This window comes from Herbiconiux ginsengi (genome assembly GCF_900107435.1).
GTDB classification, from domain to species: Bacteria; Actinomycetota; Actinomycetes; order Actinomycetales; family Microbacteriaceae; genus Herbiconiux; species Herbiconiux ginsengi.
Window position 1 is genome coordinate 1,219,868 of the sequence record NZ_FNPZ01000001.1, and the last position, 25,667, is coordinate 1,245,534.

A 25,667-nucleotide genomic window follows, 5' to 3' on the forward strand; every position below is an offset into this window, starting at 1 on the left:
CGGCCCACCCCAGCCGATACCCTTCAACAGGGAAGGGGAGTCATGGCCACGCTGCTGTACCGAATCGGGCGGTTCGCCGCACGGCGGAGCATCGCCGTCATCGTGGGCTGGATCGTGGTGCTCGGCCTTGCGATCACCGGCGCGGGAGCTCTCGGCGGCGTGATGACCTCGTCGTTCGCCATCCCGGGCACCGAATCGCAACAAGCCATCGACATGCTCGACCAGCGCTTCCCGGCGGCGTCGGGCGGCTCGGCGAAGGTGATCTACGCGGCTCCGGCCGGCAAGACGGTCGACGACTTCGAGAGCCAGATCGCCGCATCCGTCGCCGCGCTCACACCCCTGGATCACGTCTCCGGCGTCACCGGCCCCTTCTCGGCCGACGCCACCGCGCAGATCAACGACGACCGCACCATGGCCTACGCGACCGTGCAGTATGACGTTCCGACCACGCAGCTGACCGAGGCGCAGAACGAGGCGGTCGTCGCGGCCGGCGACACCGCGGCATCCGATGGCCTCTCCGTCTACTTCTCGGGCGTGACCGACCCGCCCGAGGCGGCGGTCGACTACACCGAGGCGATCGGCCTGGTGGTGGCGTTCATCGTGCTGCTGATCACCTTCGGATCGTTGCTGGCGGCCGGCATGCCGCTGATCACCTCGGTGATCGGCGTGGCCGTCACCTCGACGCTGATCACCATCGTCTCGGGCTTCGTCACCATCTCGTCCACCGCTCCGCTGCTGGCCACCATGCTCGGATTGGCGGTGGGCATCGACTACGCGTTGTTCATCGTGGCCCGCCACCGCACTCAGTTGATCCACGGGATGGATCCGAAGGAGTCGGCCGCTACAGCGGTCGCCACCGCGGGGAGCGCCGTGGTGTTCGCGGGACTCACCGTCATCATCGCGCTGCTCGGCCTCTCGGTCGTGCAGATCCCGTTCCTCACCGTGATGGGCATCGGCGCCGCCGTCTCCGTGGTGATCGCCGTTCTGGTGGCACTCACACTCCTTCCCGCCGTGCTCGGCCTCTTCGGGCGAAAGCTGATCCCCAAACCGACGTCACGAGCCGCTCGACGCGAGCTCGCCTCGGCCGACCCGTCATCGAAGCGCCGCACCCTCGGTGCTCGCTGGGTGGCCCTGGCCACAGCGAAGCCCGTGATCACGGTGGTCGTCGTCGTGATCGGGCTCGTCGTGGTGGCGCTGCCGGCCACCACCCTCCGCCTGACGCTCCCGGATGCGGGCTACAACCCGCAGGGCTCGATGTCACGCGAGGGCTACGAGCAGCTCACCGCGGGCTTCGGTCCCGGCTTCAACGGACCACTGCTGGTGACTGCCGACATCTCGAAGATCACCGATCTGCAGCCGGCTCTCACCGCCCTGCACGACCAGTTCGCCGGACTCGACGACGTGGCCAGCGTGAGCACGGCCATCCCGAATCCCACGCTCGACATGGCGATCGTGTCGATCATCCCCTCGAGCGCGCCCGACAGCGTGCAGACCGAGAACCTCGTGCACACCATGCGGGACGCCGCGCCCGCCTTCGACGCCGAAAACGGTTTCACCTACCAGGTCACCGGACAGACGGCCCTCGGCATCGACGTCTCGGCCCGTCTGTCGGATGCTCTGCTGCCGTTCGCCGTGGTGGTGGTGGGGCTGTGCATCATCCTGCTCACCATCGTGTTCCGCTCTCTCGCCGTGCCGATCTCGGCCACCATCGGCTACCTGCTCTCGGTCGCCGCTTCGTTCGGCATCGTCACAGCCGTGTTCGAATGGGGCTGGCTGGCCGATGTCTTCGGGGTGGCGAAGGTGGGGCCGGTGATCAGCTTCTTCCCCATCCTGTTGATGGCGGTGCTGTTCGGTCTCGCCATGGACTACCAGGTGTTCCTGGTGTCGCGGATGCGCGAGGAGTTCGTGAACACCGGCGACCCGCACTACGCGGTGAAGCACGGTTTCATCGGTGCTGCCCGCGTTGTGACGGCGGCCGCGTGCATCATGTTCGCGGTCTTCGCCTCCTTCGTGCCGGGAGGCAACGCCGTGCTGCAGCCGATCGCGCTGGGACTGGCGGCGGGTGTGTTCATCGACGCGTTCCTGGTGCGGATGACGTTCATCCCGGCCGTCATGACCCTGCTCGGCCGCCTCGGCTGGGCGATACCCCGACGGCTCGAACGTGCGTTGCCGAACGTCGACCTCGAGGGCGAGGGTGTGCGCGAGATGCTCGACGCCGTGGCCTGGCGTCCGCTCGCAGGGTGGTCGGATGCGTCGGGAGCCGACGCCGCCGACCGTGCCGTCGCCGGTGTTTCGGTCGGCAGCGAGGCCAGGCCGTATGCCGTGGCCGCCGAGCTGGCCGTGGTCGAAGGCGCGGTCGCGGCCCCGCGGGTGGCGCCGTTCTCGGCGCGGGCCGAAGTGGGCTCGCTGCTGCTCGTCACGGGTGCCGCCGACACCAATCCCGCCGCGGTCGTCGCCGCCATCGCCGGGCGTCAGCGTCTGCTCGAGGGTCATCTGCGCGTGCTCGACCAACCTCTGCCGGTGCACGCCGCCGCCCTGCGGCGGCACTCCGTGCTGGTCGCGCGACCGGTCGAGGCCGACCTGCTCGCCGACCGGCTGCCGCTCGGAAAGCTGCCGCCCGGCGCACTGAGCGTGCAAGAGCGGCTGCAGCGCGAGCTCGGCGACGAACTCGCGGAGCTGTGGGGTGCCGAGCTGGCCGCCGAATGGATGCGCCAACTGGCCATCGCCACCGCGACGGCCGGAATCGTCGCCGGTCGCGGCTCGCGCGCGCATCCGCGGGTGCGCCTGATCGCACTGGACGGCACCGGCATCCCCACCGCCTACCTGCAGCACGCCCTCGGCGTGATCGACGCCGCGCTGCCGCTGGAGACCACCCTGGTGGTGGCCCACCACGGCGCTCGGCTCGAGGCGGGAACGCGGCCGGTGCGAGTGATCGCGCTCGCCGCAGTCGTGCCCGAGCCGCCCACTCCCCCGTCGCCCCCGGTGCCACCGGTCGCCGGTGCCGAGGAGCCGGACCAGTCCGGTCGATCCGACAGTCCTGACCACCCGAACGACCCGAACCCCCGAGAAGAGGTGACCGCGTGAGCAGCCTTCGCTCCCTCGTGCGTCGCGGTGACACGGGCGGCCTCTCACCGCTCGCCCGACGCGTGGCCATCGCACTCGCCGTGCTGACCCCGCTGCTCATCGCCGGCGTCGCCGTCACCTCGCTGCGCGCCGAGGCCGAGGCTTCGTCGTCGGCCGGTGGTTTGGCCTCGACGGGGGCCTCCGCCGCCGCGCCCAGCCTTCCGGCGGCCGTGGTCAATCTCGACCAGATCGTCTATCTGCAGGACGACGGCACCGTGGTGGCCGCCGATCCGTCGACCCCGAACCAGGCCGGCACCCCGGTCGCTGCGGGCAAGTTGCTCGTGAGCGAACTCACTGCGGGCGACTCCGGCCAGGGCTTCACCTGGACCGTGACGGATGCCGGCACCGCATCCGACGGCTTGACCGCCGGTCAGTACTCCGCGGTCGTCACCATTCCGAAGGACTTCTCGGCCGCCTACGTCTCCACCGCCGGCAGCGCACCCGTGCAGGCCCAGCTGCAGGTGCAGACAAACGGTGCGAACAGCTATGTCACCGAATTGCTGGCGAGCGCTCTGTCGGCCAACCTGCAGGCCGCCCTGGCCGACAAAGCCACGCAGAGCTTCGTCACGAACACCCTGAGCGCTTTCACGGCGCTGAACACCAATCTGGCCACGGCCGCCGATGGAGCGGGCAAGCTCGCCGACGGTGCCACGACGCTGGCCGGATACCAGGGCCAACTCGCCACCGGGCTCGCCGGCGCGGCTCAGGGCGGAACCGATCTCGACACGGCTGTTCAGGGCCTCGCCGTGGGGATGCGGGCGATCGCCGACGGCACGACGGACCTGCCCACGTACGCGCAGCTGCTCGCCGACGGCTCGACCGCGGTGAGCAAGGGCGTGGACATCACGCGTGGCCAGTTCCAGGACCGGGCGAACGAGAGCCAGAGCCTCGCCGATCGCCAGTCCGCCCTCGCGCAGTCGCTCAAGCACATCTACGACACGATGGATCCTGCCGATCCGAACCGAGAGGCCATCGGCACTGCCGCGCAGGACGCCGGCGCGATCGCCGTGGATCAGGGCCTCGTCACCGTCGCGCTCCGCGTCGACTACGCGGGGGTGGACACGCTGCTGGCGCCGGGCGCCGACCTCGTCAGCAAGGGCAATGCCGCGTTCGCGGAAGACCTGCCGCTGCTCACGACCACGCTCTCCGAGGTGGCCGACGGCACCGAGAAGCTGGCGGGCGGCACGAGCAGTCTGGCCAAGGGTCTCGGCGACCTCTCCTCCGGCGCCGCGGGGATCGCCACCGGATCGACCGACCTCGCCACGAACATGGGCGCACTCGCGTCAGGCCTGGACGAAGCCGTTGCCAAGATCCCCACCTACACCGACCAGCAGCAGCAGACGATGGCCACCGTGGTGGCGCAGCCGATCGTCACCCAGCAGAGCGACGTCGACGCCCTCCCCTCCTCCTCCGCCGCGATCGCCGCCGTCGCGGTGCCGCTGGCCCTCTGGGTCGGGGCCTTCGCGATCTACCTGCTCCTGGCTCCGTTCGGACGCCGGGAACTGGCGTCGACCGCGTCAACGTTCCGGGTGGTGATCGGCTCGCTCGCGCCGGCCGCGCTCCTGGGCCTGCTGCAGGCCGCCATCGTCGCGATCGTCTTGTTCCTGGTGGGTGCGCAGCCCGCCCACGTTGCCGGCAGCATCCTGTTCTCGGTGGTGATGTCGCTCGCCTTCGTCATGCTGCACCAGGGTCTCGTCGCGCTGTTCGGCCAGGCCGGCCGACTGATCTCGCTCGCGCTCGTGGTGGTGCAGATCGCTGCGGCCGCCGTGATCGTGCCGAACGGACTCAGTTCCCCGCTCTACACGGGGCTCTCCTCCTTGCTGCCGCTGTCACATGCCATCACGGGCATGCAAGCGCTCATCGGCGGCGGATCGGTGGCACTCGCGGCGCAGGAGGCGGCGCTGCTCGTCGTCTTCGCCCTGATCGGTCTGGCCCTCACATTGATCGCGGTCACACGGGCTCGATCGCGCAGCACGGTGCCCGTCCCGGCCCCGTCCCGCGCCTCGGAGCAGGCTCGCACGCCGTCATCCGCTCAGCCGGCGTGATCTGACTTCGTGCTTCTCGTGCACCAGGAGAGGCAATCGCGACGTCGTCTGCGCCCGATCAGGCGATCTGCGCGGATGAGCCCTTCGCGTCGGCCAAGTCGAGGAACAGCTCGGTGTTGAAGCGGTAGGCCACCAGCACCTCATCGATCACGCGGTCGCGCTCCGCGTCGTCCCAGCCGACGGCGTCGAGCTGAGCGCGGTAGGTCTCCTTGAACTCCTTCGGCTTCGCGATGTCGCCGAAGAGGTAGAAGCCGACGCCGTTGGTCTCGAAGCCGAACTGGCGCTGCATCAGGGTGCGGATGATCTGCCCGCCCGAGAGGTCGCCGAGGTAGCGCGTGTAGTGGTGGGCGATGAAGCCGCCGTTCCAGGTCGCGGCGACCTCGTTGATGCGCTGCACGTAGCGACCCGTGGTGGGCAGCGGCGTGATCTGCTCACGCCAGTCCTCCCCGATCAGGAAGCGGAGGTCTTCTTCGATCGCGGGCAGGCGGGTCAGCTTCGGCGAGATGAACTCCGCCGCGACGGGGTCGTTCTTCATCCGTTCGGCGGCTGCTTCAAGGGCTTCGTAGATGAAGTAGTGCTGGGCGACCAGCGCGATGTAGTCGTCGCGGGTGCCCTTGCCGCTCATCAGGTCGGTCATGAAACCGGCGCCCTCGCTGTCGCTGTGACCGGTCCAGGTGCGCTCACGAAGAGCTTGCGAGAAAGGGATTACGGCAGCCATACGCTCATTCCACGACGAAGTTAGTGTTACCTAACTTTAGCGGACGAAGGGCCTGTGATTTCTAGGTGTTTCGCAAGAACCGGCCGGATCAGCCGCCACCCGGGCGTTTCGGTCAGGCGTGCGGGCGCGGCTCGATGCCGAGCACCGCACAGGCCTCGTCGTAGAGCGCCACGATCTCCCGCCGCACCTCGGGGCGTTCGGAGATCGGTGCGTTCGGCCAGGCGACGGATGCGCGGGTGGTCACTTCATCGCGGGTCACGTCCCACTCGCCCCCGTCGCCGTCGAAGCCGACCATGGTGCTGGCGGAGGCCCCGGGGTCGACGAAGGCCCGGGCGATCAGGAGGTTGTCGTCGGTGTGGTCGCCGTTCATGTGGCGGAGGACGGCGTCGACGATGTCAGAAGGGAAGGTGGTCACGCCTCCCAACGCTAGTCGAGAACGCTCTCAGTCGAGCAGTTGCGCCTGGAGGAAATAGGTCGAACGCGCGAAGGCGAGCGCGGCGGCGTTCTTGTCGAGCAGTTCGAGCATCGTCGCGTTGGCGAACCCGTCGGCGGTCGCGGAGTAGGTGTACTGCGTCACCGGGGTGCCGTGCTCCTTCAGACGGCTCACGAAGACGTCGACGTCGATGTCGCCCGCCCATCCGGTGTCTTCCGGTCGATGCATCAGTACGGGGCAGGGGATGATGCCGGCCTCCTCCTCGCCGAGCACGGCGTAGTAGGCGACCACCGCGTCCGCATCACCGCTCTGGGCGAGCCGGAGGGCGAGTCGCCCGCCCATTCCGAGGCCGATCAGTCCCACGCGGCTGGCGCCGTGCCCACGGCCGAGTGCCACGGAGTCGTCGAGGGTGGCCAGGGCGAACCCGTCGTCGATGCGCTCGGCGAGTTCGGTCGCGCCCTCGGGATCGACGGTGGCCACGCCGTGGAAGAGGTCGGGCACCGTCACGAAGAAGCCCTGGTTCGCGAGGGAGCGCGCGTAGGCCTCGAGGTAAGGAAGCCGCCCATAGGAATCGTGCACGAGCACGATGGTCGGGCGGCCTTGCTCGCCGTACTCCAGAGGCCAGCCCGGAGACGGGATGTCGACGAATTCGGCCACGGCTCCTCCGGTCGTTGCCTCGATTCTCGCACGGCCGAGCGCCGGCCCGTCCAACCGAGTGGGCACGGTTCGATTCCCGGCCCTCAGGCGATCGACGAATCGTGCCTCATCGATGCGCCGTCAGGCGGCCGAGAGGTGGGCGACGTGCATCTGGGTCTGGGCGAGCGCGGAGGCGAGGTAGAAGCCGCGCATGTTGGGCCATCCGGCCGTCCAGCGGATGCGCTCGGCGATCTGCCAGACCGTGGCGTCGGCCTGCCCGGCCAGCACCGCGGCGACCTCGGCCGAGCGGGTGAGGTGGTGGCGCCGGGTGACCTCCGCGCGTTCGGCGAGGCCGGTGAATCGGTAGCCGTGGCCCGGGAAGACCTCGGTGACGAGGGCGCCGGAACCGGGATCGCTCGGGGCGGCCGGCCCGCTTGCGGCGGCCTGCGCGTCGAGGGCGGCGACCCGGTCGAGGGAGCGCAGGTAGTCGCCGATCGGGTCGGCGGCCGGCCCGCCGAGGCCGATCCCCGGATAGATGGAGGGCAAGAGGTGATCGCCGGTGAACAGGATGCCGCGGTCGAGGTCGTGCAGGCAGAGGTGCCCGGGGGTGTGGCCAGGGGTGTGGAGGGCGCGGATGCGTCGCCCGGGAATCGCGAGGAGCTCCCCGTCGTCGAGCAGCACGTCGGCCCGGAAATCTGACTCGGCGCCGCCGCTGGCCGCACGATCGGCCGCGGCGGCGAGTTCGGGCATCCGATCGGCCGGAACCCCCCATGCCTCGGCGCGCGCCGCCTGGATCTCCGCGTGCCGTGGCGCGGCTTCGAGCAGCCGGGCGAGCGAAGCCTGCTCCTCGCGGTGCAGGGCGACGGGCACGCCGGTCTCTCGGCGCAGGCGCTCGGCCATGCCGAGGTGGTCGCGGTGCAGGTGCGTGACGGTGATGGAGGCGAGCTCAGGGGTAGCCCACGAGTCGCCGGGTGCGCCGCTGTCGCCGCGGATCTCGGTGACGAGAGCGGAGAGCCGCTCCCGATTGCCGTCGCTGTCGAGACCCGGATCGACGAGGTGCAGGCCGCCCCGCGCATCCCGGATCAGGTAGCCGAGCGAATAGTGCGGCGAGTACTCGTTCGGCATCGGCTGCGGCAGCACCCAGACGTCGTCGCCCGCCCGAGCGGCCGCCGGCGCGGGACCGCCGCCGGTCTCGGCGGCGTATTCGAGTTCGCTGAGCGCCCGCGTCACGGCAGGCGAGCGATCGTGTCGAGGAAGAGGCGGGCGTAGCGCGCGCGGTCGACGTCGAGCGCCACGTCGACGAGGGCGGGGCCGGGGAGGGCTCCGGCGCTGCCCGCTCGTTCTCCCGGGGCGTGGATCGCATCCTCGCCCGCGCGGCGGCGTCGGTCGACGATGGTCTGGCCGCGCGCGAAGCCGGCGAGCTCGACGCGCACCGGGTGCCGCTCGATCCGCAGAGCGCCGGGGTCGACGAGAGCGCAGAGGGCGCCCGCGTCGCCGATGTGCCCGGTGTAGCGGGCGTCGGCGGTCGCGAAGGCGGCATCCGTCGTCGCCGCGTCCGGCGCATCCGGGTCGTCGCCCATCGGAAACTGCAACAGGCGGCCGGCGAACCGAGCGGATGCCCGGGGCGACGCCACGAGAGCATCGGCGTCGGTGCGGCCGATAGTGACCTGGTTGAAGACGTCGAGGCCGTACATGAACGTGGGCACGCCCGAATCGATCACGATCGCCGCGGCCTCGGGGTCGTGCCAGACATTGAACTCGGCCACCGGTGTGGCGTTGCCGACTCCCGCCGATCCGCCCATGAAGAGGATTCGATCGATACGGGGCGCGAGCTCCGGATGCTGGCGGAGCAGCAAAGCGAGATTCGTCTGCGGGGCGAGGGCCACGATCGTCACCGGTGCCGTCGAGGCGAGCAGCACGTCACGGATCAGATCGACCGCATGACGCGGGTCGGCAGCGCGGGTGGACCGCGGATGCGCGAAGTCGGGATGGGTGCTCAGCTCGCCGAGTCCGTCGGAACCATGCACGTGAGAGGCACGTGGCGTCTCGATCAACGGCCGGAGCGCGCCGCCGGCCACCGGAACGGGTGGCGCATCCGCCACGTCGAGCACGCGAAGCGTGTTGGCCACGACGTTCTCGAGAGATGTATTCCCCGCGACGCATGTGATTCCGAGCAGATCGATCTCCGGATGCGCCACGGCGAACAGGATGGCGAGAGCATCGTCGACACCGGTGTCGACGTCGAGCAGAACCGGCTGGGTCACCGCTTCAATCTATCGCGCTGTGGGGGCGGCGGCGGTGGCGGCGATCGTCATCGGGCCCGTCACGTCGTGCACGAAGTGCTGCAGTCGCTGGTAGACCTCCTGCGACTCCGGATAGCGGTAGTTCTGCTGCCAGGTGTGCAGGGTGTTGGCGTTGTCGCGGTCGTAGATGAGAGCATCCACCTGCACCTGGTGCTCGCGGAGACGCTCGATGAAGTTGAGGTTGGCGGTGTAGAAGTAGTCGCGCTCGGAGGTGGTGACGAAGACGGGCGGGAACGAGGAGTCGAGCCATTCGATGGGCGAGAGGTAGTCGGCGGCGCGACGCAACTCACCCCGGCTGCGGGTGCTCCGCAGCGGACCGGGCAGGAGCATCCGGATGAATCCGAGGCCCAGGATGAACCCGCGTTCGAACATCACCGAGAAATCGACGACACTGCAGTGCTGCACGAGGCCGCGGAGGTGCTCTCGGGGCGCCGCGGGCGCGATGCCGTAGTGCTCGGCCAGCTCGGGGCGGAAATGGGCGGCGGAGAGGAGAGCAGAGAGCTGCCCGCCAGCCGAGTCGCCGCCGAGCACGATGCGCTCGGGGTCGCCCCCGTAGGCGGCGATGTTGGCCGATACCCACGCCAGCGCGGCGTTGGCGTCGTGCAGCATGTGCGCCATGGTGAAACGGGTGGCGCGCCGGTAGTTCACGTTCACCACCACCATGCCGCCGACGGCCTGGCTGGCGCAGTACTTCGTGAGGGCGGCCTTGTCGCCCGAGGTCCAGCCGCCGCCGTGGAAGTAGACGTAGACGGGCAGGGGTGTGCCGGGTTCGGTCGGCGTGCCGACGACCGCTCCGGGCAGCGGGCTGATGACGTCGAGACGGTGCGCGCGGATTCCGTCGCCCACGAAGTCGATGTCGAACCGGTAGTCGACGGCGGTGATCGGATCGGCGTTGAAGCGGGTGCGCTCGCTGCGGCTCACGGTGTGCATGAGCAGCCGCCACACCCAGACGGGCAGTCGCTGCACGAAGCCGGCGTTCTTGATGGAGGCCCAGCTCCACCGGCGCCGCACGGGTGCGATCGTGGTCATGCCCACACCCTACGAGCCCCGCCCGCACGCGCCCTGTGCGCCTGCCGTGAGGCCACCGCATGCAGCGCCTACCTCCTGCGGCGCGCACACCGCGCCGCACTCCCCCGGCCGGTGGGCTCCTCCGCCCGCTGTCACCCCCGACGGGTCGACCAGATCGCCCACGCGACCAGTAACGGCTGGAACACCAGGCGGGCGGCGCGTTTGCGGTCGTTGTCGAGTCCGAACGCGTCACGGCCGTTGACCCACTGTGAGATGTTGCCCGGGAAGATCGCCGTGAAGAACAGGGCGGCGACGGTTCCGACGGCCTTCTGCTGCTTCGGCAGCACGGTGAGCGCCGTGCCGAGGGCGATCTCGGCGACGCCGGAGGCGAGCACCACGGTGTCTTTGTCGAACGGCACCCAGTCGGGCACCTGGGCCTGGAAATCCTTGCGGGCGACGGTGAGGTGCGTGATACCGGCGCCGACCAGCGCGACGCCCAGGACGATCCGGGCGATGGTGCGGGCGACGTGACGTTTCTGAGTCATGCCCTCATCCTGCACCCGGACCGGGCCCACGGAAGGTCTCTTGGAGCGGATGACGGGAATCGAACCCCACGACGCATCGCGTCGTGCGTTGCGTGGTCGTGGATCGCTCGTCTCAGGGCGGTCTCAGAGAGCGGATGACGGGAATCGAACCCGCGCTATCAGCTTGGGAAGCTGAAGTTCTGCCATTGAACTACATCCGCGTGCAATCGAGGATAGCAGCCGTGTCGCTGCGGATCAGACGGCCACGGTGACGGGCGCTGCCGGAGCGGTGGAAGCGCGGTCGGGCGCCGGATCCCGCAGCGGATCGGCCTTCGGAGCGCGCCGGCGAGTCAGTCGCAGAGTCGCGACGAACCAGATGCCCAGCGCCACCACCCCCACGGACGCCCAGGCGACGAAGAAGACGAGATCCACCCCGGTGCGCATGTGACCTCCCCCGAACGCCAACCTGCACAGCCTAAGTCGGCTCGACGGGGAGCGCAACGCCTCAGCGCAGCTGGTCGCCGCGCTTGCCCCGGATGCGGTGCGGGCGCGCGCGGGTCAGCACCAGTCCGCAGGCGACCGGGATCGCACCCACGAGAGCCCAGAGAACGAGGAACACGGTGACATCGCTTTGTGCGTGCATAGCTCAACTCCATCGTCGATCGGACACGTCGGGACGAGGCTACCGCGTCCGCACCGCCGGGCGCGGTATTTCCGGCCCGCGATCGACGTGCCGGCCCCGTTACACTGACTGCGTGCTCCTCTCCGACCGCGACATCCGCACCCAGATCCGTGAGAACCGCGTCAGCCTCGAGCCTTACGAGCCCGCGATGATGCAGCCGTCGTCGATCGACGTGCGACTCGACCGCTACTTCCGCCTGTTCGACAACCACAAGTACCCGTTCATCGATCCGGCCGAAGACCAGCCCGAACTCACGCGGCTGATCGAGACCAAGCCCGACGAGCCGTTCATCCTGCACCCCGGCGAATTCGTGCTCGGCTCGACCTTCGAACGCGTGGGCCTGCCCGACGACATCGCGGCTCGTCTGGAAGGAAAGAGCTCGCTCGGCCGATTGGGACTGCTCACGCACTCGACCGCCGGATTCATCGACCCCGGATTCTCGGGGCACGTCACCCTCGAACTGAGCAACGTGGCGACTCTGCCCATCAAACTGTGGCCGGGCATGAAGATCGGGCAGCTCTGCTTCTTCCAGCTCTCCAGCCCCACCGAGCGCCCCTACGGGTCGAGCCAGTACAGCTCGCGCTACCAGGGCCAGCGCGGTCCCACCGCCTCGCGTTCGCACCTCAACTTCCACCGCACCGACGTCTCGACGGTCACTGACGGCGCCGCCGGCGCCTGACCGCTTGACCCATCCGACCCGTCACTTTCGGCCCTACCTGGTGCTTTTCAGGGCCGAAAGTGACAGATTCCGACGAGTGCGTCGGGGTGATGCGGCGCCGAGCGCCGGTCAGGCCGGGTGGCCCCCGCCCGGGAGGCCCGCCGCGCCGAGTCGTGTGGCACCGCGCGAGCGGGCGCGCTGCTCCTCGAGAGCCTCGGCGAACCCCACCTCCCAGGCGTCGTCGACGTCGATGCCGAGCCGCCGCGCCTCCTCGACACTGAGCTCCTTCGGGAACCCGTGGGTGTCCGACAGTCGGAACACGTCGGCTCCGGTCAGCGTGCTGCCGGAGTATCCCGACAGCGCCAGCAGCCCGCCCTCGAGTGTGCGCCGGAACGCGATCTCCTCCTTCACCAGCACCGCGATCACCTCCTCGCGCGACGCGGCGACCTCCGGGTAGTCGGCTGCATACAGATCTGCGATCACCGGCACCACCACCTCGAAGAAGTTCTCGGTGAGTCCCAACGACAGGGCCTGACGGATGGCGCGACGCAGCAGCCGGCGCATCACATAGCCCTGCTCCTTGTTCGACGGCCGCACTCCGTCGACCGCGAGGAAGGTCGCTCCCCGCAGGTGGTCGGCGATGATGCGCATCGCGGTGGTCTCCTCGTCGTAGGAGCGCCCGGAAAGCTCCTGCAAGGTCTCGACGATCGGCCAGAGCAGCGAGATGCGGAACACGTCGTCCGACCCGATCGAGGCCGCGGCGATCCGCTCCAACCCACCGCCGAAGTCGACGTTGCGGCGGGCGAGCTCCTCGAAGGAGCCGTCTTCCAAGCGCCGGTACTGCATGAAGACCTGGTTGCCGATCTCCATGAACTGGCCGCCGTCGCTGGCCGGATGCGCGAGTCCGTACGACGCATCCTGGAACTCCGGCCCGAAGTCGTAGAACACCTCGCTGTCGGGCCCGCACGGATCGCCGATCGGCGTCGCCGCGAGCGAGCCGCCCCGCGACCACCAGTTCTCGCCGCCGTCGTAGAAGAAGATGCGCTCGCCGGGGCGCACACCGCGTGCATCGCCATCGGCCTGGCTGCCGATCACCGCGATCTCGGCCGTGATGCCGCGTTCGGCGAAGACCTGCTGCCAGATGCCGGCCGCCTCGGTGTCGCGCGGGATGCCGTTCTCCTCGTCGCCGATGAAGCAGGTGACCGAGATCTTCGACGGATCGAGCCCCACGACGTCGACCAGGAATGTGAAGAACCAGCGGATCTGGTCTTCTTTGAAGTAGTCGCCGAGCGACCAGTTGCCGAGCATCTCGAAGAAGGTGGTGTGGCGGTTGTCGCCCACGTCGTCGATGTCCTGCGCCCGCACGCAGGGCTGGCTGTCGGTGAGGCGCGGGCCGTCCGGATGCGATTCCCCGAGCAGGTAGGGCAGCAGCGACTGCATCCCGCTGCCGTTGAAGAGGGTGCTGGTGTCGCCGCGCGGCACCAGCGGGGCACGCCGGATCACCGTGTGACCGCGCTCTTCGAGGAACGCTAGATAGGAGTTTCGGATCTCGTGGGCATCCATGTGCCCAGCATTACAGTTGCGGCAGCTGAAGCGCCAGCCAGGGGCTGAAGGCCCAGGGCGTCAGCGAGACCGCGAGCTGCAACTCGGCCGTCTCGGCCCAGCGCCACTCCGCGACCTCCGCCGGGTTGGCGAGAACGGATCCGGCCGCACGGGCGATGTAGACCGGGCAGATCTCGTTCTCCACGATGCCGGAGGCGTCGATCGCGAGGTAGCGGAAGTCGGGCAGTGCGAGCTCCAACCCGGCCAGTTCGAGACCGAGCTCGTCGCGGGCGCGGCGGGCGACGGCATCCGTCAGCTCCTCCTCCGGTGCGGGGTGGCCGCAGAACGAATTCGTCCAGACCCCGGGCCAGGTGCGTTTCGTGAGTGCGCGCCGGGTGACGAGGATGCGCCCGTCCCCATCGAAGACGTGACAGGAGAAGGCGAGGTGCAACGGCGTGTCGTCGGTGTGCACCTCGTGCTTGTCGGCGACGCCGATGGGAGCGCCGTCGTCGGAGAGCAGTACGACCTGTTCGGTATCGCTGGTCATTTCACTATTGTCCTTTATTACATGGCTACCATGTAAGTTGGAGCTGTGGACACTCACGACCTCCTCGCTGTGTCGGAACGACGACACGAGCAGGTCGAGCGCGTCTTGGCCGCCTTCTTCAGTGACTCCCACTATCGGGCGAAAGCCCTCGGGGCACCATACGCCGCGCTCTGGCAGACACTCGAGCGCAATGCCTCCGGCGGCAAGCGCGTGCGGCCGCGGATGGTGATGGCCGCCTACGAGGCGCTCGGAGGCACCGACTTCGACGCCGCTGCACACGTGGGCGCCGCCTTCGAACTCCTGCACACGGCCTTGATCGTGCACGACGACGTGATCGACCGCGACTTCGTGCGGCGCGGCGGCGTCAATGTCTCGGGTCGCTACCGCGACATCGCCACGACGGCGGGCATCCCACTCCCCGATGCCGAGCACCGCGGGATGTCGGTCGCCATCATCGCGGGCGACCTCGCCCTCTTCAACGCCTACCGGCTGATCGACCGCTCCGGCGTCGACGGCATCCTCCGCACCCGGCTGCACGATCTGCTCGACGAGGCGATGTTCGTGTCGGCGGCGGGTGAGTTGTACGACGTCGACTTCGCCTTGCGGAGCGGGCCGGCGGGCGGCGCCGATCTGCCGACCGTCGACGACATCCTCGAGATGGAGCGATTGAAGACGGCGGTCTACTCCTTCGAGACCCCGCTGCAGGCCGGCGCCGCGCTCGCGGGGGCCTCCGCCGCCGCGATCGCCGCGCTCGGCGCCTTCGGCCGGAACATCGGCATCGCCTACCAGATCGTCGACGACCTGCTCGGGGTCTTCGGCGACGAACGCGACACCGGCAAGACCACCCTCGGCGACCTGCGGGAGGGCAAGCGCACCGTGTTGCTCGCCCACGCGGCCGCCCACCCGGAGTGGGCCGAGGTGGCCGATCTCGTCGGTTCGCCGGAGCTCACGCCCGACGAGGCTGCGCGCATCCGTGCCGTGCTCGAGCAGACGGGGTCGCGCCGCTTCACCGAGGCGCTCGCGCGCGATTTCGCCAACCGCGCCTGGGAAGCGCTCGTCGATCCGGAGCTGCCCGACACGGCGCGCGAGGAGTTCCGCCCCGTGGTGGCCTCGGTGCTCGGTAGGGTTCGATGACACGAGGACTCCCCGACGCGCTGCCGGGTGGTCCGGATGTCGACGGCACGATGATCGAGGTGCGATGAACGGCAGGAACTCGGCGCGCTGGAGCGGCGGCCCGAGCCTCTACGACCGGGTGGCCATGGAGGCCTCCTCCGTGGTCATCCGCCGCTACTCCACGTCGTTCGGTCTGGCCTCGCGCCTGCTCGCCCAGCCGGTGCGGCAAGACGTCGAGAACATCTACGCCCTGGTGCGGCTCGCCGACGAGGTGGTCGACGGCGTCGCTGCTTCGGCCGCGCTCGGCCGCGCCGAGATCACGCGGCGCATCGACGCCCTGGAACGCGAGACCTGCGTGGCCATGTCGTGCGGCTACAGCACCAACCTCGTGGTGCACGCCTTCGGGTGGACGGCCCGTCGGGTCGGCATCGGCGAAGACCTCACGGCTCCCTTCTTCCGCTCGATGCGCGCCGACATCTCGGAGACCCGGCACACTCCCGAGTCCTTCGACGACTACGTCTACGGATCGGCCGAGGTGGTGGGCCTGATGTGCCTGGCCGCCTTCCTCCGCGACGAGCCGGTGACGGATGCGCGACGCACCGTGCTCGTCGACGGTGCGCGCCATCTCGGTGCGGCTTTCCAGAAGATCAACTTCCTCCGCGATCTCGCCGCCGACTTCGGCACGCTCGGCCGCAGCTACTTCCCGGGAATCGACGTGACCACCTTCACCGAGGCCGAGAAGGAGCGCATCCTCTCCGACATCGAGGAGGACCTGCGCATCGCGCGCGTCACCCTCCCGGGCTTGCCGGCCTCCAGCCGACGGGCCGTCGTGCTCGCCCAAGGCCTCTTCGAGGAGCTCACCGATCGCCTCCGCGCGACGCCGGCATCCGTACTCGCCCGCACGCGTGTCAGGGTTCCGAACCCCGTGAAGGCGAGAATAGCTGCAGGGGCCGCACTGGGCCGGCTCCCGCATCCGCGACGAGCGCGGACGCCGGCAGAGGGAGACGCGACCGAGTGACGACGACGGCGAAGACAGCGATCGTGATCGGCGGCGGGATCAGCGGGCTCGCGAGCGCGGCACTCCTCGCCCGGGAGGGCCACTCCGTGACCCTGCTCGAGAAGAACGAGCGGGTGGGTGGCCGCGCGGGTGTCTGGGAGCGCGACGGGTTCCGCTTCGACACCGGCCCGTCGTGGTACCTCATGCCCGAGGTCTTCGACCACTTCTTCCGCCTGCTCGGCACGAGCGCCGCCGAGCAGCTCGACCTCGTGAAGCTCGACCCGGGCTACCGCGTCTACTTCGCGGGCGAGTTCTCGTCGATCGACATCGCGGCGAGCCGCGACGAGAACCTCGAGCTCTTCGAGTCGCTCGAACCGGGCGCGGGGGTGCGGATGTCGGGCTACCTCGATTCGGCGGCCTCCACCTATGAGCTCGCGAAGGAGTACTTCCTCTACTCGACGTTCGAGAAGGTCTCGCCCCTGTTCGCCGGCCCCGTGCTGAAGAGACTGCCGCGCCTCACCCGTCTGCTGACGGAGCCGCTGGCCGGATTCGCGGCCCGCACGGTGCGCGATCCGCGGCTGCAGCAGGTGCTCGGCTACCCCGCCGTCTTCCTCGGCACGTCACCATATGCCGCTCCGAGCATGTATCACCTGATGAGCCACCTCGACCTCGACGAAGGCGTGCTCTACCCGCGGGGCGGCATCGCCGCGGTCATCGATGCGATCGAGCGGCTGGCGGTCGCCGAGGGCGTCACGATCGTCACGGGAGCCGCGGTGTCGCGGATCGTCACGGCGGTCGAGGGCACGGCGCCGGTCGTTGCCGCTCCGGTCGACGTGTACGACTACGAGACCACGGAGTTCGACACCAATGTGATCGACCGCGACGAGCTGCGCCGCGTGCTGGCGGGTGAAGAGCCGACGCCCGCGCAGGCGGGCGGTCGTGCCCGTTCCGCTGGTCCGGCGGCCGCCGACGCCTCGGACACGGGCTCTCCGGCCACCGGCGCGACCGCCTCCCGTCCGCGCGTCGGCGGTGTGCACTACACCGACATCGATGGCCGGGCGCACTCGCTCGAGGCAGAACTCGTGGTCTCCACGGCCGATCTCTGGCACACCGAGACCTCGATGCTGCTGCCCGAGCTCCAGACCTACCCGGAGAGCTACTGGCAGAAGAAGGTCGCCGGGCCCAGCGCCCTCCTCGTGATGCTCGGCGTTCGCGGTGAGCTGCCCCAGCTCGAGCACCACACCCTGTTCTTCACGAAGAGCTGGAAGAGCGACTTCGAGAAGATCTTCGGCACCGGAACGGGCGCGACACCGCACCGCACCTCCATCCCCGACCCGGCCTCGATCTACGTCTGCCGCCCCAGCGCGACGGATGACGCGGTGGCACCGGTGGGTCACGAGAACCTGTTCGTGCTCGTGCCGATCCCGGCCGATCCCTCGATCGGGGCCGGCGGGATCGGCGGCGCGGGGGATGCGCGCATCGAAGCCCTGGCCGACGCTGCGATCGCGCAGATCGCGGACTGGGCGGGCATCCCGGATCTCGCGGAGCGCGTGGTCGTTCGCCGCACGGTCGGCCCGGCCGACTTCGCCACCGATCTCAACGCCTGGAAGGGAACCGCCCTCGGGCCCGCGCACACGCTGCGGCAGAGCGCGTTCTTCCGCGCCCGCAACGTGAGCACGAAAGTCGACGGGCTCTACTACGCGGGCGGATCGACGACACCGGGCATCGGGTTGCCGATGTGTCTGATCAGCGCCGAACTCGTCATCAAGCGCCTGCACGGCGACACCTCGACCGGGCAGCTGCCCGAGCCCCTCGGTGCCGTGCGAGGCGCGTCGCCCGGTGCCCGCGGTGCGGACGCCGGCGCAGATCCGCTGCCCGGCGCCTCGGCCGAGCCGCGCTGATCCGGACGGCCGGCCATGGGCATCCTGTATCTCGCCGCGCTCCTCGTGTCGCTCGGCGGAATGGTGGTGCTCGACCGCCGATTCCGGCTGTTCTTCTTCGATCGACCGGTGCGCGCGGCCGTGGTGCTCCTCGTCGGCGTCGCCTTCTTCGTGGTCTGGGACCTGCTCGGCATCGGCCTCGGCATCTTCTTCCGCGGCGAGACCGACTTCATGACCGGCATCCTCCTCGCCCCCGAACTGCCCCTCGAGGAGGTGTTCTTCCTCACACTGCTCTGCTATCTCACGATGAACGTATTCCGCGGAGCGCATATGCTCGTGACGCGGGAGCGCAGCGGTGGCCGCAAGGAGGCACGGTGACCTATTGGGCGCTCAACCTGGTCTTCCTCGCGGTGGTCGCGGTGGTCTTCGTGGTCGTCGTCGTCGTCGTGCGCAAGCGACCGGCGGATGCGCGACGCGGCCTCGCCGGCGTGTTCGGTCTGACGCTCGGCCTCCTGCTGGTGCTCACGGCACTGTTCGACAACGTGATGATCGCGGTCGGCCTGGTGGGCTACGACGAGGGGCGCATCAGCGGGGCGTTCGTCGGAATCGCACCACTCGAAGACTTCGCGTATGCCCTGGCGGCCGCCTTCCTGCTCCCATCGCTCTGGCTGCTGTTGGAGCGACCACGCCCAGGGGCGACCAGGCACGAGCGCGGTGACCCCGAGTGATCCGCCAGCTCCTCCTCTCCTCCCGCCCGCTCTCGTGGGTGAACACCGCGTTCCCGTTCGCCGCGGGGTACCTGCTCACCACGCGCGAGGTAGACCTCGTCTTCGTGCTCGGCACGCTCTACTTCCTGGTGCCCTACAACCTCGCGATGTACGGCATCAACGACGTCTTCGACTACGAGTCCGATCTGCGCAATCCGCGCAAGGGCGGGGTCGAGGGCGCCGTGCTCGACCGCTCGCTGCACCGCGTGACGCTCTGGACCGTGGTGATCACGAACGTGCCGTTCCTGGTGTTTCTCGTTCTGGTGGGCAGTCCGCTCTCGTGGCTCGTTCTGGCGGTCAGCGTCTTCGCGGTCATCGCCTACAGCGCTCCGCGGCTGCGGTTCAAAGAGCGGCCCTTCCTGGATTCGCTCACCTCCAGCACCCACTTCGTGAGCCCGGCCGTGTACGGACTCGTGCTCGCGGGCGCGACCTTCACTCTGGGACTCTGGGCCGTGCTCGGCGCCTTCTTCCTCTGGGGAGTCGCCAGCCATGCGTTCGGGGCGGTGCAAGACATCGTGGCCGACCGCGAGGGCGGAATCGGCTCCGTCGCCACCGTCATCGGCGCCGCCGCGACCGTGCGCTTCGCCTTCGCCGCTTACCTCCTGGCCGGCGTGCTGCTGCTGTTGACTCCCTGGCCCGGGCCGCTCGCCGCCGTGCTCGCCCTGCCCTATGCCGTGAGCATCCTCCCGTTCTGGTCGCTCCCCGACGCGGATGCGGAGCGGGCGAACGCCGGCTGGCGCCGGTTCCTCGGGCTCAACTTCGCCACCGGGTTCCTCGTGACCCTGCTGCTCATCTGGGCCTGGGTGCTCCCCGCGTCTGCCTAGAATCGGTGGATGACGCGCCCACCCCGGCAGCCGAGCGCCGAGCGCCGCTCCCGCCGGCTGCTCGCCGCCGCTGCGGTGTGTGCGGTGGTGACCGTCGCGGCGGCGAGCGTCTCGGTGTGGGCGCTCACCTCGGAGACCGGGCATGCGGCATCCGTCTCGGCCGACCAGCAGCCCGCTGCGGGCAGCGGAGCGGGCGGGGCAGGCGGGGCAGGCAGCGGCTCGACGGAGTCCGGCGCCGACGGACCAGGCCTGCTGCTCGAACGCCACGCCGGCGCGCCCCGAACCGCGGCCGCCCTCAGCTTCGGCCACACGACCGACCGGGCGGTGCCGAGCCCGGGCGCGCCGATGGACGCGAGCATGCGCCTGCCGTTCGAGCTCGGCGTGCCGGCGGAGGCGTTCCGCGTGCACATCCGCAACTGGCAGTTCAATTCGGAGGAGACTTTTCCGACCCCCGTGACGATCACCGGCGTCTACCTCGGTGAGCAGGCGATGAGCGGCGAGTCGGGGCAGAGCGGCGCCTTCGCCTCGACCCCGGTCGGCGTGGCGGGCACGGCGAACCTCTCCACCGACGGGTTCGTGAGCGACTGGATCGAACCCGGGCGGTTCACGCTCGACGCCCACACCAGCTACCTGCTCTCGCTCGGCTGGACGGCGCCCGCCGGAGCCGTGCTCGCCACGAATCCGGGGCTCTCCTGGCTGGCGACGGATGCCGGCTCCTCGCGAGCGAACGCCGACGGGGTGCAGGGCGCACAGAGCTATCTCAGCTACTTCGACGTCTGGATCGAGTACGAGTACTCCGGCGACGCGCCCCTGCTGGTGAGCATCGGGCACTCGCTCAACGCGCCCGGCAACTACCGGACCGACCTGTTCCCGACCCGCGGCGAGCAGACGGCCTGGCCGCAGCAGTGGGCGCTCAGCAACGACGCGGCGGCCGTGTCGTTCGCCTCGCCGGGCGCCGAGACCACCGTGTTCGGGCCCGGGGCGGCGAAGTGGACCGAGTTCGGTGAGCTCGACCCCGACATCGTGACGATCTGGACGGCCTCCAATGACATCGCGCACGGCCGGCCGCTCGCCGACATCGAGCGCGACTGGGGAGCGGTGGTGACCCAGGTGCAGGCGCTGTGGCCGGATGCGACGGTCTACGCCCTCACGGAGCCGCCGCGCGACCTGAGCGGCGCAGCCGAACGGACCCGTCTCGACTGGAACTCCTGGCTGTCGCTCGGGCCCTACGGTGTCGACCGGGTGCTGGATGCCGACTACACCCTGCGAGATCCGCAGCAACCGTCGGTGCTGCGGCCCGACGTGAACGCCGACGGCATCCATTTCACCGCGCGAGGGCACTCCCTCATCGCGGGGCTGATCCCGGCGCCCCGGCTCGCCGCCGCGGGGTAGGCCGGAACCTACAGCGCGCCGCGGGAGACCGCATCCCGCAGCGCCTCGAAGTCGGCCGACGACTGATCCGCATAGGCCAGCGACCAGTCGACCACCGCCTGGTCGAACTCGTCGGAACCGCCCAGATAGCCCGCCACCACGGGGGCGTCGAGGCTCTGCGCGTGCGCGCGGGCGAGCACGGTGCCGCACCCGGAGACGTAGGTGCGGAACTCCTTCGGAGGCAGGGTGGAGGCGTCGATCGAGCCTTTCATGTCGCGGAACTGACGCACGTAGAAGTCGCGCCCGCCGAAGCGCAGGTAGCCGAGGAAGGAGTCGGAGACGGCCTGCAGGATGCGCTGGTTGTCGACCACGCGCTGTCCGTCGGAGGCGTGGTCGACGTGGACCGCGGCGCCCCCGAAGGTCTGGAGCACCGACTGCTGCGCCTCCTTCACCTGCAGGATCAGCGGCTCTCCCGCCGGGCCCGACAGGATGAGGATGTAGCACCGTGTGCCCACACTGCCCACGCCCACCACGCGCATCGCGACGTCATTGAGGGTGAAGTGCGAGAGCAGCAGGGCGATATCGGCGGGCACCGTGCTGCGATAGCGCTCGAACAGCGCCTCGACGTCGGATTCGACGGCCTCGGCAACGTGCGTGAGCACGGGCGGGTCTTCGACGATCAGGAGGGTGCCGTCGTCGTCACGGGCGGTGACCTTCTCGAGATAGGCGGCGTTGGTGCGGCGGCGGGCCTGCCGGGTGGCTTTGTCGAGCACCTTCTGGGCGGCCGAGTCGAGCTCGGGGTGCAGTTCGTCGGTGTCGACGCGGGTGTAGTAGCGCTCGAGGGCGTCGATCTTCATCATGTCGCGCAGGCCCGTGCGATAGGCGGATGCGCTGGCGAGCGCCGCGCGCCGCACCTGCTTCTCGCTGTGGCCGGCATCCCGGGCGCCGATGACGACGCTGGCCACGAGTCGCTTCACGTCCCATTCCCACGGCGCGGAGGCCGCCTCGTCGAAGTCGTTGAGGTCGAAGACCAGGGTGCGCTGCGGTGAGGCGAACAGACCGAAGTTGCTGATGTGGGCGTCACCGCAGGAGACGACGTCGATGCCGGTCGAAGCCCCGGCGGCGAGGTCGGCGGCCATGATGCCGGCGGTGCCGCGGTAGAAGGCGAACGGGCTGGTGAGCATCCGTTCGAGGCGCAGAGGCACGAGATGGGCGAGCCGGGTGGCGTTCTGGGCGGCGAGGATGCCGAGTGGGTCGCGGGTCGGAGCCTCGGCGCGGGCTGATGTCGTGGCGTCGGCGGGCGCGGTGGAGGCGGCGCCGGATCGCGTGGCGTCGCGATGCGCCGATCGTGGGACCTCGGCGCGCAGGGCCCGGCCGGCCGCCATCGCCTCGGTGATCGTGAGGTGTCGGGCGCGGGCGCTCTGCAGGCGGCTGACGTGCGTGCTCATGTCGCAACGCTAGTGGGTGGCGCGTGGTCGCCGCGTCGATCGCGAGCCGTTCACGCGGGCGCGGTACAGTGCCGCTCGTGCCCGATTCCCCTTCCGTCTCCCCTCCCGCGTCGGCGCCGCTCGCGCGGCGGCTCGGTCTCGGCGACGCCGTCTTCATCGGTCTGGGCGCCATGATCGGCGCCGGCATCTTCTCGGCCTTCACCCCGGCGGCTGCGGCAGCGGGTTCGGGGCTCCTCATCGGGCTGGTGGTGGCGGCCGTGGTCGCCTTCTGCAACGCGACCTCGTCGGCGCAGCTGGCCGCGGTGTATCCCTCCGCGGGGGGAACCTACGTCTACGGTCGCGAACGCCTCGGCCCCTGGTGGGGGTTCGCCGCGGGCTGGAGTTTCGTGATCGGCAAGACCGCCAGTTGCGCGGCCATGGCGCTCACTTTCGCGGCCTACGCGGTGCCGGATGCGTGGGCCCGGCCGGTCGCAGCGCTCGCCGTGGCCGCACTGGTCACCGTGAACTACTTCGGGGTGACGCGCACGGCGAGGCTGGCGCGGGTGATCGTGGTGGTGGTGCTGGCGATCCTGGCGGTCGTCGTGGCATCCGGAGTCGTGGCGGGCGTGGCCGGTGCGGGCACCGGCGCTGACGCGGCCGGTGGGTTCGCCGGGCTCGGCGCCGGCACGCTCGGCGCGGGCGGCCTCTACGGTGTGCTCCAAGCCGCTGGACTCCTCTTCTTCGCCTTCGCCGGATACGCGCGCATCGCCACCATGGGCGAAGAGGTGCGCGACCCGGCCCGCACCATTCCCCGCGCCATCACGATCGCGTTCATCGTGGCGGTGGTGGTCTACGCTGCCATCGCCGTCGTCACGCTTGGCGCGCTGTCGCCGGCCGGGGTGGCCGCAACGGCGAATCCGCTCACGGCGACGGTCGAGGCCAACGGCTGGGCGTGGGCGGTGCCGATCGTCACCGTCGGTGCGGCGCTGGCGTCGCTCGGCGCGCTGCTCGCCCTGATCGCCGGGATCGGGCGCACTTCCCTCGCCATGGCCCGTGAAGGCGACCTTCCGCGCTGGCTCAGCGCCGTGCATCCGCGCTATTCGGTGCCGCACCGGGCCGAGCTCGTGCTGGGTGGAATCGTCGTGCTGCTGGTGCTCACGGTCGATCTGCGCGGCGCGATCGGATTCTCCTCGTTCGGTGTGCTCCTCTACTACTTCGTGGCCAACCTCTCCGCGTTCACGCAGCCGCGCGCCCAGCGGCGGTACTGGCGCTGGTTGGCGGTGCTCGGCGCGGTCGGCTGCGTGGTACTCGTGGTGACGCTGCCGCCGCTCGCGGTCGCGGTGGGCGCCGCAGTTCTGGCAGCAGGCATCCTGCTGCGCCTCCTGCTGCGTGCCCGCGCGGCCCGCTGACTCCCGCGCCCCGGAGCAGGGCGAAGCGGGGCGTCGCGTGGTGGCGACACCCCGCCGGGTCGAGCGTTCAGCGCAGTGCGCTCAGTGGCTCGACCCTTCCCCCCGGCCTGTGCGGCGCGTGACAGCGATCAGCCCGAGACCCAGCAGCATCATGAGCGCGATGCCGCCGAGGAGCGGCATCGGGTTTCCCCCCGTGAGGGCGAGGCTGCCGGATGCGGTTCCCGAGTCGCTCGCGAGAGCCGAGCTCGAGTAGCCGGCCGGCACCGAGGTGCCCGGTTCCGTCGGCGATCCCGGGGTCACCGGCGTGCCCGGGTCGACCGGGTTGGTCGGCGTTCCGGGGTCCGTCGGGTCGGTGGGGTCGGTCGGGTCCGTGGGGTCCGTCGGATCGGTCGGATCCCCCGGGTCGGTCACCGTTGATCCCGTGGTGGTGCAGTCACCGACGACGCAGACCGCGTTGCCGCCGACCGTGACCGGAAGCGAGACACCCGGGATGATCTGGTTGCCGCCCAGAATCCCGTCGTCTCCGCCGGTCACCGGGTCACCGCTGCCAGACCCGGTGGTCGCGGTGACCTCCGAGCCCGAGGACTCGGCGTCGCCGATGACCGAGACGGCGTTGCCGCCGACGGTCACCGGGACGCCCAGGTCGGGCAGCACTTGGTTGCCGCCGGCGATGCCGTCCTCACCCGTGGTGGTGGTGCCGTCTCCGGCAGCGGAGCCGCCGTTGCCGCCGGCGGTGGTGACGTCGGAGCCGCTCGACGAGGAGTCGCCGATGACGCTGATGCCGTTGCCGCCCACCGTCACGGGCGCGCCGATCTCGGGGGCGATCTGGTTGCCGCCCGCGATGCCGTCTTCGCCGGTGGTGGTGGCGCCGGTGGCGGAGCCGCCGTTGCCGCCGGCGGTGGTGACGTCGGAGCCGCTCGACGAGGAGTCGCCGATGACGCTGATGCCGTTGCCGCCCACCGTCACCGGCGCGCCGACCGCGATGGGCAGCTGGTTGCCACCCGCCACGCCGTCCTCGCCGGAGGTGGTGAGGCCGGAGCCGGTGCCCGCGGAGGGCGCCGATCCGGTGCTGGTGTTCGAGGCATCCGTCGACTCCGAATCGCCGATGACCGAGACGGCGTTGCCACCCACGACCACGGGCACCGACACGTCGACCGGCACCTGGTTGCCGCCGGCCACGCTGTCGTCGCCCGAGGTCTCGGCCGGAGCCGGAGCGGGCGCCTCAGCGGGCGTCGGGTCGGCGACCGGAGCAGCCGAGTCCGTCGCCGAATCGCTGCTCGACGAATCCCCGATGACCGAGATCGCGTTACCGCCGATCGTGATCGGCACGTCGACATCGACGACCGCCTGATTTCCGCCGATCAGCGAATCCGCGCCGTCGGTCGAGACGTCGACGGAGGGCGTCGCCGCGGGAGCGGAATCCACCGCAGCCGACGAGTCGCTGCTCGACGAATCCCCGACGACCGCGACCCCGTTGCCACTGAGGTCGATCGGCAGGCCCACGTGGATGATGGCCTGGTTGCCGGATGCCGCGCCGTCGTCGCCACTGGTCTCAGCGGCGTTCGCAACTCCCGCGCCGAGGACGCACAGGCCCCCGGTGATGAGGACTGTCCACAGCCCTCTCGAGACGTACTTGTTCATGGTGATTTCTCCCTAACGA

Annotated in this window: 24 protein-coding genes and 1 tRNA gene; 11 read left to right on the forward strand and 14 right to left on the reverse strand. The window is 70.1% G+C overall.

Going from position 1 to position 25,667, the window contains the following annotated elements:
- Window positions 1–42 precede the first annotated feature (42 nt).
- Together BLW00_RS05895 and BLW00_RS05900 are read left to right on the forward strand one after the other, a co-directional pair.
- Window positions 43–3,084, forward strand: a complete 3,042-nt coding sequence (locus tag BLW00_RS05895; RefSeq protein ID WP_175494150.1) for an MMPL family transporter — start codon at window positions 43–45, stop codon at window positions 3,082–3,084.
- Entirely contained in the window at window positions 3,081–5,168 is a 2,088-nt protein-coding gene (locus BLW00_RS05900; protein WP_092550465.1) for a YhgE/Pip domain-containing protein, read from the forward strand. Before BLW00_RS05895 ends, BLW00_RS05900 begins: the two co-directional genes overlap by 4 nt.
- Window positions 5,169–5,226: 58 nt before the next feature.
- Here BLW00_RS05900 and BLW00_RS05905 read toward each other — a convergent pair whose 3' ends face one another.
- From BLW00_RS05905 to BLW00_RS23355, 10 genes are all read right to left on the reverse strand, one after another.
- The gene (locus BLW00_RS05905) at window positions 5,227–5,886 is read right to left on the reverse strand and encodes a biliverdin-producing heme oxygenase (protein WP_092550468.1); all 660 of its coding nucleotides are present in this window, start codon (window positions 5,884–5,886) and stop codon (window positions 5,227–5,229) included.
- A 112-nt stretch (window positions 5,887–5,998) separates the two neighbouring features.
- Window positions 5,999–6,301 (reverse strand): DUF2470 domain-containing protein, encoded by a 303-nt coding sequence (locus BLW00_RS05910; RefSeq protein ID WP_245741310.1) that lies wholly within the window; start codon window positions 6,299–6,301, stop codon window positions 5,999–6,001.
- Between the two features lie 27 nt (window positions 6,302–6,328).
- Window positions 6,329–6,976 (reverse strand): dienelactone hydrolase family protein, encoded by a 648-nt coding sequence (locus tag BLW00_RS05915; protein ID WP_092550471.1) that lies wholly within the window; start codon window positions 6,974–6,976, stop codon window positions 6,329–6,331.
- A 120-nt stretch (window positions 6,977–7,096) separates the two neighbouring features.
- On the reverse strand, window positions 7,097–8,185 hold the full coding sequence (locus BLW00_RS05920; protein WP_092550474.1) for an MBL fold metallo-hydrolase: 1,089 nt from the start codon (window positions 8,183–8,185) through the stop codon (window positions 7,097–7,099).
- On the reverse strand, window positions 8,182–9,219 hold the full coding sequence (locus tag BLW00_RS05925) for a nucleoside hydrolase (protein WP_245741311.1): 1,038 nt from the start codon (window positions 9,217–9,219) through the stop codon (window positions 8,182–8,184). Before BLW00_RS05925 ends, BLW00_RS05920 begins: the two co-directional genes overlap by 4 nt.
- A gap of 9 nt (window positions 9,220–9,228) precedes the next feature.
- Window positions 9,229–10,287: an alpha/beta hydrolase gene (locus BLW00_RS05930; protein WP_245741312.1), complete on the reverse strand. Its 1,059-nt coding sequence runs from the start codon at window positions 10,285–10,287 to the stop codon at window positions 9,229–9,231.
- Window positions 10,288–10,418: 131 nt separating this feature from the next.
- Entirely contained in the window at window positions 10,419–10,811 is a 393-nt protein-coding gene (locus BLW00_RS05935) for a DoxX family protein (protein ID WP_092550480.1), read from the reverse strand.
- A gap of 129 nt (window positions 10,812–10,940) precedes the next feature.
- Window positions 10,941–11,011 (reverse strand) — tRNA-Gly (locus BLW00_RS05940).
- Window positions 11,012–11,045: 34 nt separating this feature from the next.
- Complete coding sequence (locus BLW00_RS05945; RefSeq protein ID WP_092550483.1) at window positions 11,046–11,234, reverse strand: hypothetical protein; 189 nt, start codon at window positions 11,232–11,234, stop codon at window positions 11,046–11,048.
- Between the two features lie 61 nt (window positions 11,235–11,295).
- Window positions 11,296–11,433 carry a hypothetical protein gene (locus BLW00_RS23355; RefSeq protein ID WP_175494151.1) on the reverse strand — a complete coding sequence of 46 codons (138 nt, stop codon included), beginning with the start codon at window positions 11,431–11,433 and terminating at the stop codon, window positions 11,296–11,298.
- 112 nt (window positions 11,434–11,545) lie between these two features.
- Here BLW00_RS23355 and dcd point away from each other — a divergent pair, with 112 nt between their 5' ends.
- Window positions 11,546–12,151, forward strand: a complete 606-nt coding sequence (gene dcd, locus BLW00_RS05950) for a dCTP deaminase (RefSeq protein ID WP_092550486.1) — start codon at window positions 11,546–11,548, stop codon at window positions 12,149–12,151.
- Between the two features lie 108 nt (window positions 12,152–12,259).
- Here dcd and BLW00_RS05955 read toward each other — a convergent pair whose 3' ends face one another.
- Both BLW00_RS05955 and idi read right to left on the reverse strand, forming a co-directional pair.
- Complete coding sequence (locus BLW00_RS05955; protein ID WP_092550489.1) at window positions 12,260–13,693, reverse strand: alanine--tRNA ligase-related protein; 1,434 nt, start codon at window positions 13,691–13,693, stop codon at window positions 12,260–12,262.
- Between the two features lie 10 nt (window positions 13,694–13,703).
- Window positions 13,704–14,219: an isopentenyl-diphosphate Delta-isomerase gene (gene idi / locus BLW00_RS05960; RefSeq protein ID WP_092550492.1), complete on the reverse strand. Its 516-nt coding sequence runs from the start codon at window positions 14,217–14,219 to the stop codon at window positions 13,704–13,706.
- 45 nt (window positions 14,220–14,264) lie between these two features.
- Here idi and BLW00_RS05965 point away from each other — a divergent pair, with 45 nt between their 5' ends.
- From BLW00_RS05965 to BLW00_RS06000, 7 genes are all read left to right on the forward strand, one after another.
- Entirely contained in the window at window positions 14,265–15,353 is a 1,089-nt protein-coding gene (locus BLW00_RS05965) for a polyprenyl synthetase family protein (protein ID WP_245741314.1), read from the forward strand.
- Window positions 15,354–15,417: 64 nt separating this feature from the next.
- Window positions 15,418–16,350, forward strand: coding sequence for a phytoene/squalene synthase family protein (locus BLW00_RS05970; protein ID WP_092550495.1), 933 nt, complete (start codon window positions 15,418–15,420; stop codon window positions 16,348–16,350).
- Window positions 16,347–18,230, forward strand: coding sequence for a phytoene desaturase family protein (crtI, locus tag BLW00_RS23980; protein ID WP_245741316.1), 1,884 nt, complete (start codon window positions 16,347–16,349; stop codon window positions 18,228–18,230). The genes BLW00_RS05970 and crtI overlap by 4 nt, the downstream gene beginning before the upstream one ends.
- Window positions 18,231–18,245: 15 nt before the next feature.
- Window positions 18,246–18,587 (forward strand): lycopene cyclase domain-containing protein, encoded by a 342-nt coding sequence (locus BLW00_RS05985; protein ID WP_092550501.1) that lies wholly within the window; start codon window positions 18,246–18,248, stop codon window positions 18,585–18,587.
- Window positions 18,584–18,937: a lycopene cyclase domain-containing protein gene (locus BLW00_RS24205; protein ID WP_092550504.1), complete on the forward strand. Its 354-nt coding sequence runs from the start codon at window positions 18,584–18,586 to the stop codon at window positions 18,935–18,937. Before BLW00_RS05985 ends, BLW00_RS24205 begins: the two co-directional genes overlap by 4 nt.
- A complete protein-coding gene (locus BLW00_RS05995) occupies window positions 18,934–19,800 on the forward strand; it encodes a prenyltransferase (RefSeq protein WP_092550507.1) in 867 nt (288 codons plus the stop codon). The genes BLW00_RS24205 and BLW00_RS05995 overlap by 4 nt, the downstream gene beginning before the upstream one ends.
- A 9-nt stretch (window positions 19,801–19,809) precedes the next feature.
- A complete protein-coding gene (locus BLW00_RS06000) occupies window positions 19,810–21,192 on the forward strand; it encodes an SGNH/GDSL hydrolase family protein (RefSeq protein WP_092550510.1) in 1,383 nt (460 codons plus the stop codon).
- Window positions 21,193–21,200: 8 nt separating this feature from the next.
- Here the strand turns inward: BLW00_RS06000 and BLW00_RS06005 are convergent, their stop codons facing one another.
- Entirely contained in the window at window positions 21,201–22,619 is a 1,419-nt protein-coding gene (locus BLW00_RS06005) for a DUF2252 domain-containing protein (RefSeq protein WP_092550513.1), read from the reverse strand.
- Between the two features lie 170 nt (window positions 22,620–22,789).
- Here BLW00_RS06005 and BLW00_RS06010 point away from each other — a divergent pair, with 170 nt between their 5' ends.
- On the forward strand, window positions 22,790–24,007 hold the full coding sequence (locus BLW00_RS06010; protein WP_092552067.1) for an APC family permease: 1,218 nt from the start codon (window positions 22,790–22,792) through the stop codon (window positions 24,005–24,007).
- 81 nt (window positions 24,008–24,088) lie between these two features.
- Here BLW00_RS06010 and BLW00_RS06015 read toward each other — a convergent pair whose 3' ends face one another.
- The gene (locus BLW00_RS06015) at window positions 24,089–25,648 is read right to left on the reverse strand and encodes a hypothetical protein (protein ID WP_092550516.1); all 1,560 of its coding nucleotides are present in this window, start codon (window positions 25,646–25,648) and stop codon (window positions 24,089–24,091) included.
- Window positions 25,649–25,667: the final 19 nt, after the last annotated feature.

Bases quoted from the DNA above. Each gene is read 5' to 3' on its own strand.
- BLW00_RS05895 (WP_175494150.1), top strand. From the start codon at position 43: ATGGCCACGCTGCTGTACCGAATCGGGCGGTTCGCCGCACGGCGGAGC.
- BLW00_RS06005 (WP_092550513.1), bottom strand. From the start codon at position 22,619: ATGAGCACGCACGTCAGCCGCCTGCAGAGCGCCCGCGCCCGACACCTC.
- BLW00_RS23355 (WP_175494151.1), bottom strand. From the start codon at position 11,433: ATGCACGCACAAAGCGATGTCACCGTGTTCCTCGTTCTCTGGGCTCTC.
- BLW00_RS06015 (WP_092550516.1), bottom strand. From the start codon at position 25,648: ATGAACAAGTACGTCTCGAGAGGGCTGTGGACAGTCCTCATCACCGGG.
- idi (WP_092550492.1), bottom strand. From the start codon at position 14,219: ATGACCAGCGATACCGAACAGGTCGTACTGCTCTCCGACGACGGCGCT.
- BLW00_RS05955 (WP_092550489.1), bottom strand. From the start codon at position 13,693: ATGGATGCCCACGAGATCCGAAACTCCTATCTAGCGTTCCTCGAAGAG.
- BLW00_RS05935 (WP_092550480.1), bottom strand. From the start codon at position 10,811: ATGACTCAGAAACGTCACGTCGCCCGCACCATCGCCCGGATCGTCCTG.
- BLW00_RS05970 (WP_092550495.1), top strand. From the start codon at position 15,418: ATGAACGGCAGGAACTCGGCGCGCTGGAGCGGCGGCCCGAGCCTCTAC.
- BLW00_RS05945 (WP_092550483.1), bottom strand. From the start codon at position 11,234: ATGCGCACCGGGGTGGATCTCGTCTTCTTCGTCGCCTGGGCGTCCGTG.
- BLW00_RS05985 (WP_092550501.1), top strand. From the start codon at position 18,246: ATGGGCATCCTGTATCTCGCCGCGCTCCTCGTGTCGCTCGGCGGAATG.
- BLW00_RS05905 (WP_092550468.1), bottom strand. From the start codon at position 5,886: ATGGCTGCCGTAATCCCTTTCTCGCAAGCTCTTCGTGAGCGCACCTGG.
- BLW00_RS06010 (WP_092552067.1), top strand. From the start codon at position 22,790: ATGATCGGCGCCGGCATCTTCTCGGCCTTCACCCCGGCGGCTGCGGCA.
- BLW00_RS05930 (WP_245741312.1), bottom strand. From the start codon at position 10,287: ATGACCACGATCGCACCCGTGCGGCGCCGGTGGAGCTGGGCCTCCATC.
- BLW00_RS06000 (WP_092550510.1), top strand. From the start codon at position 19,810: ATGACGCGCCCACCCCGGCAGCCGAGCGCCGAGCGCCGCTCCCGCCGG.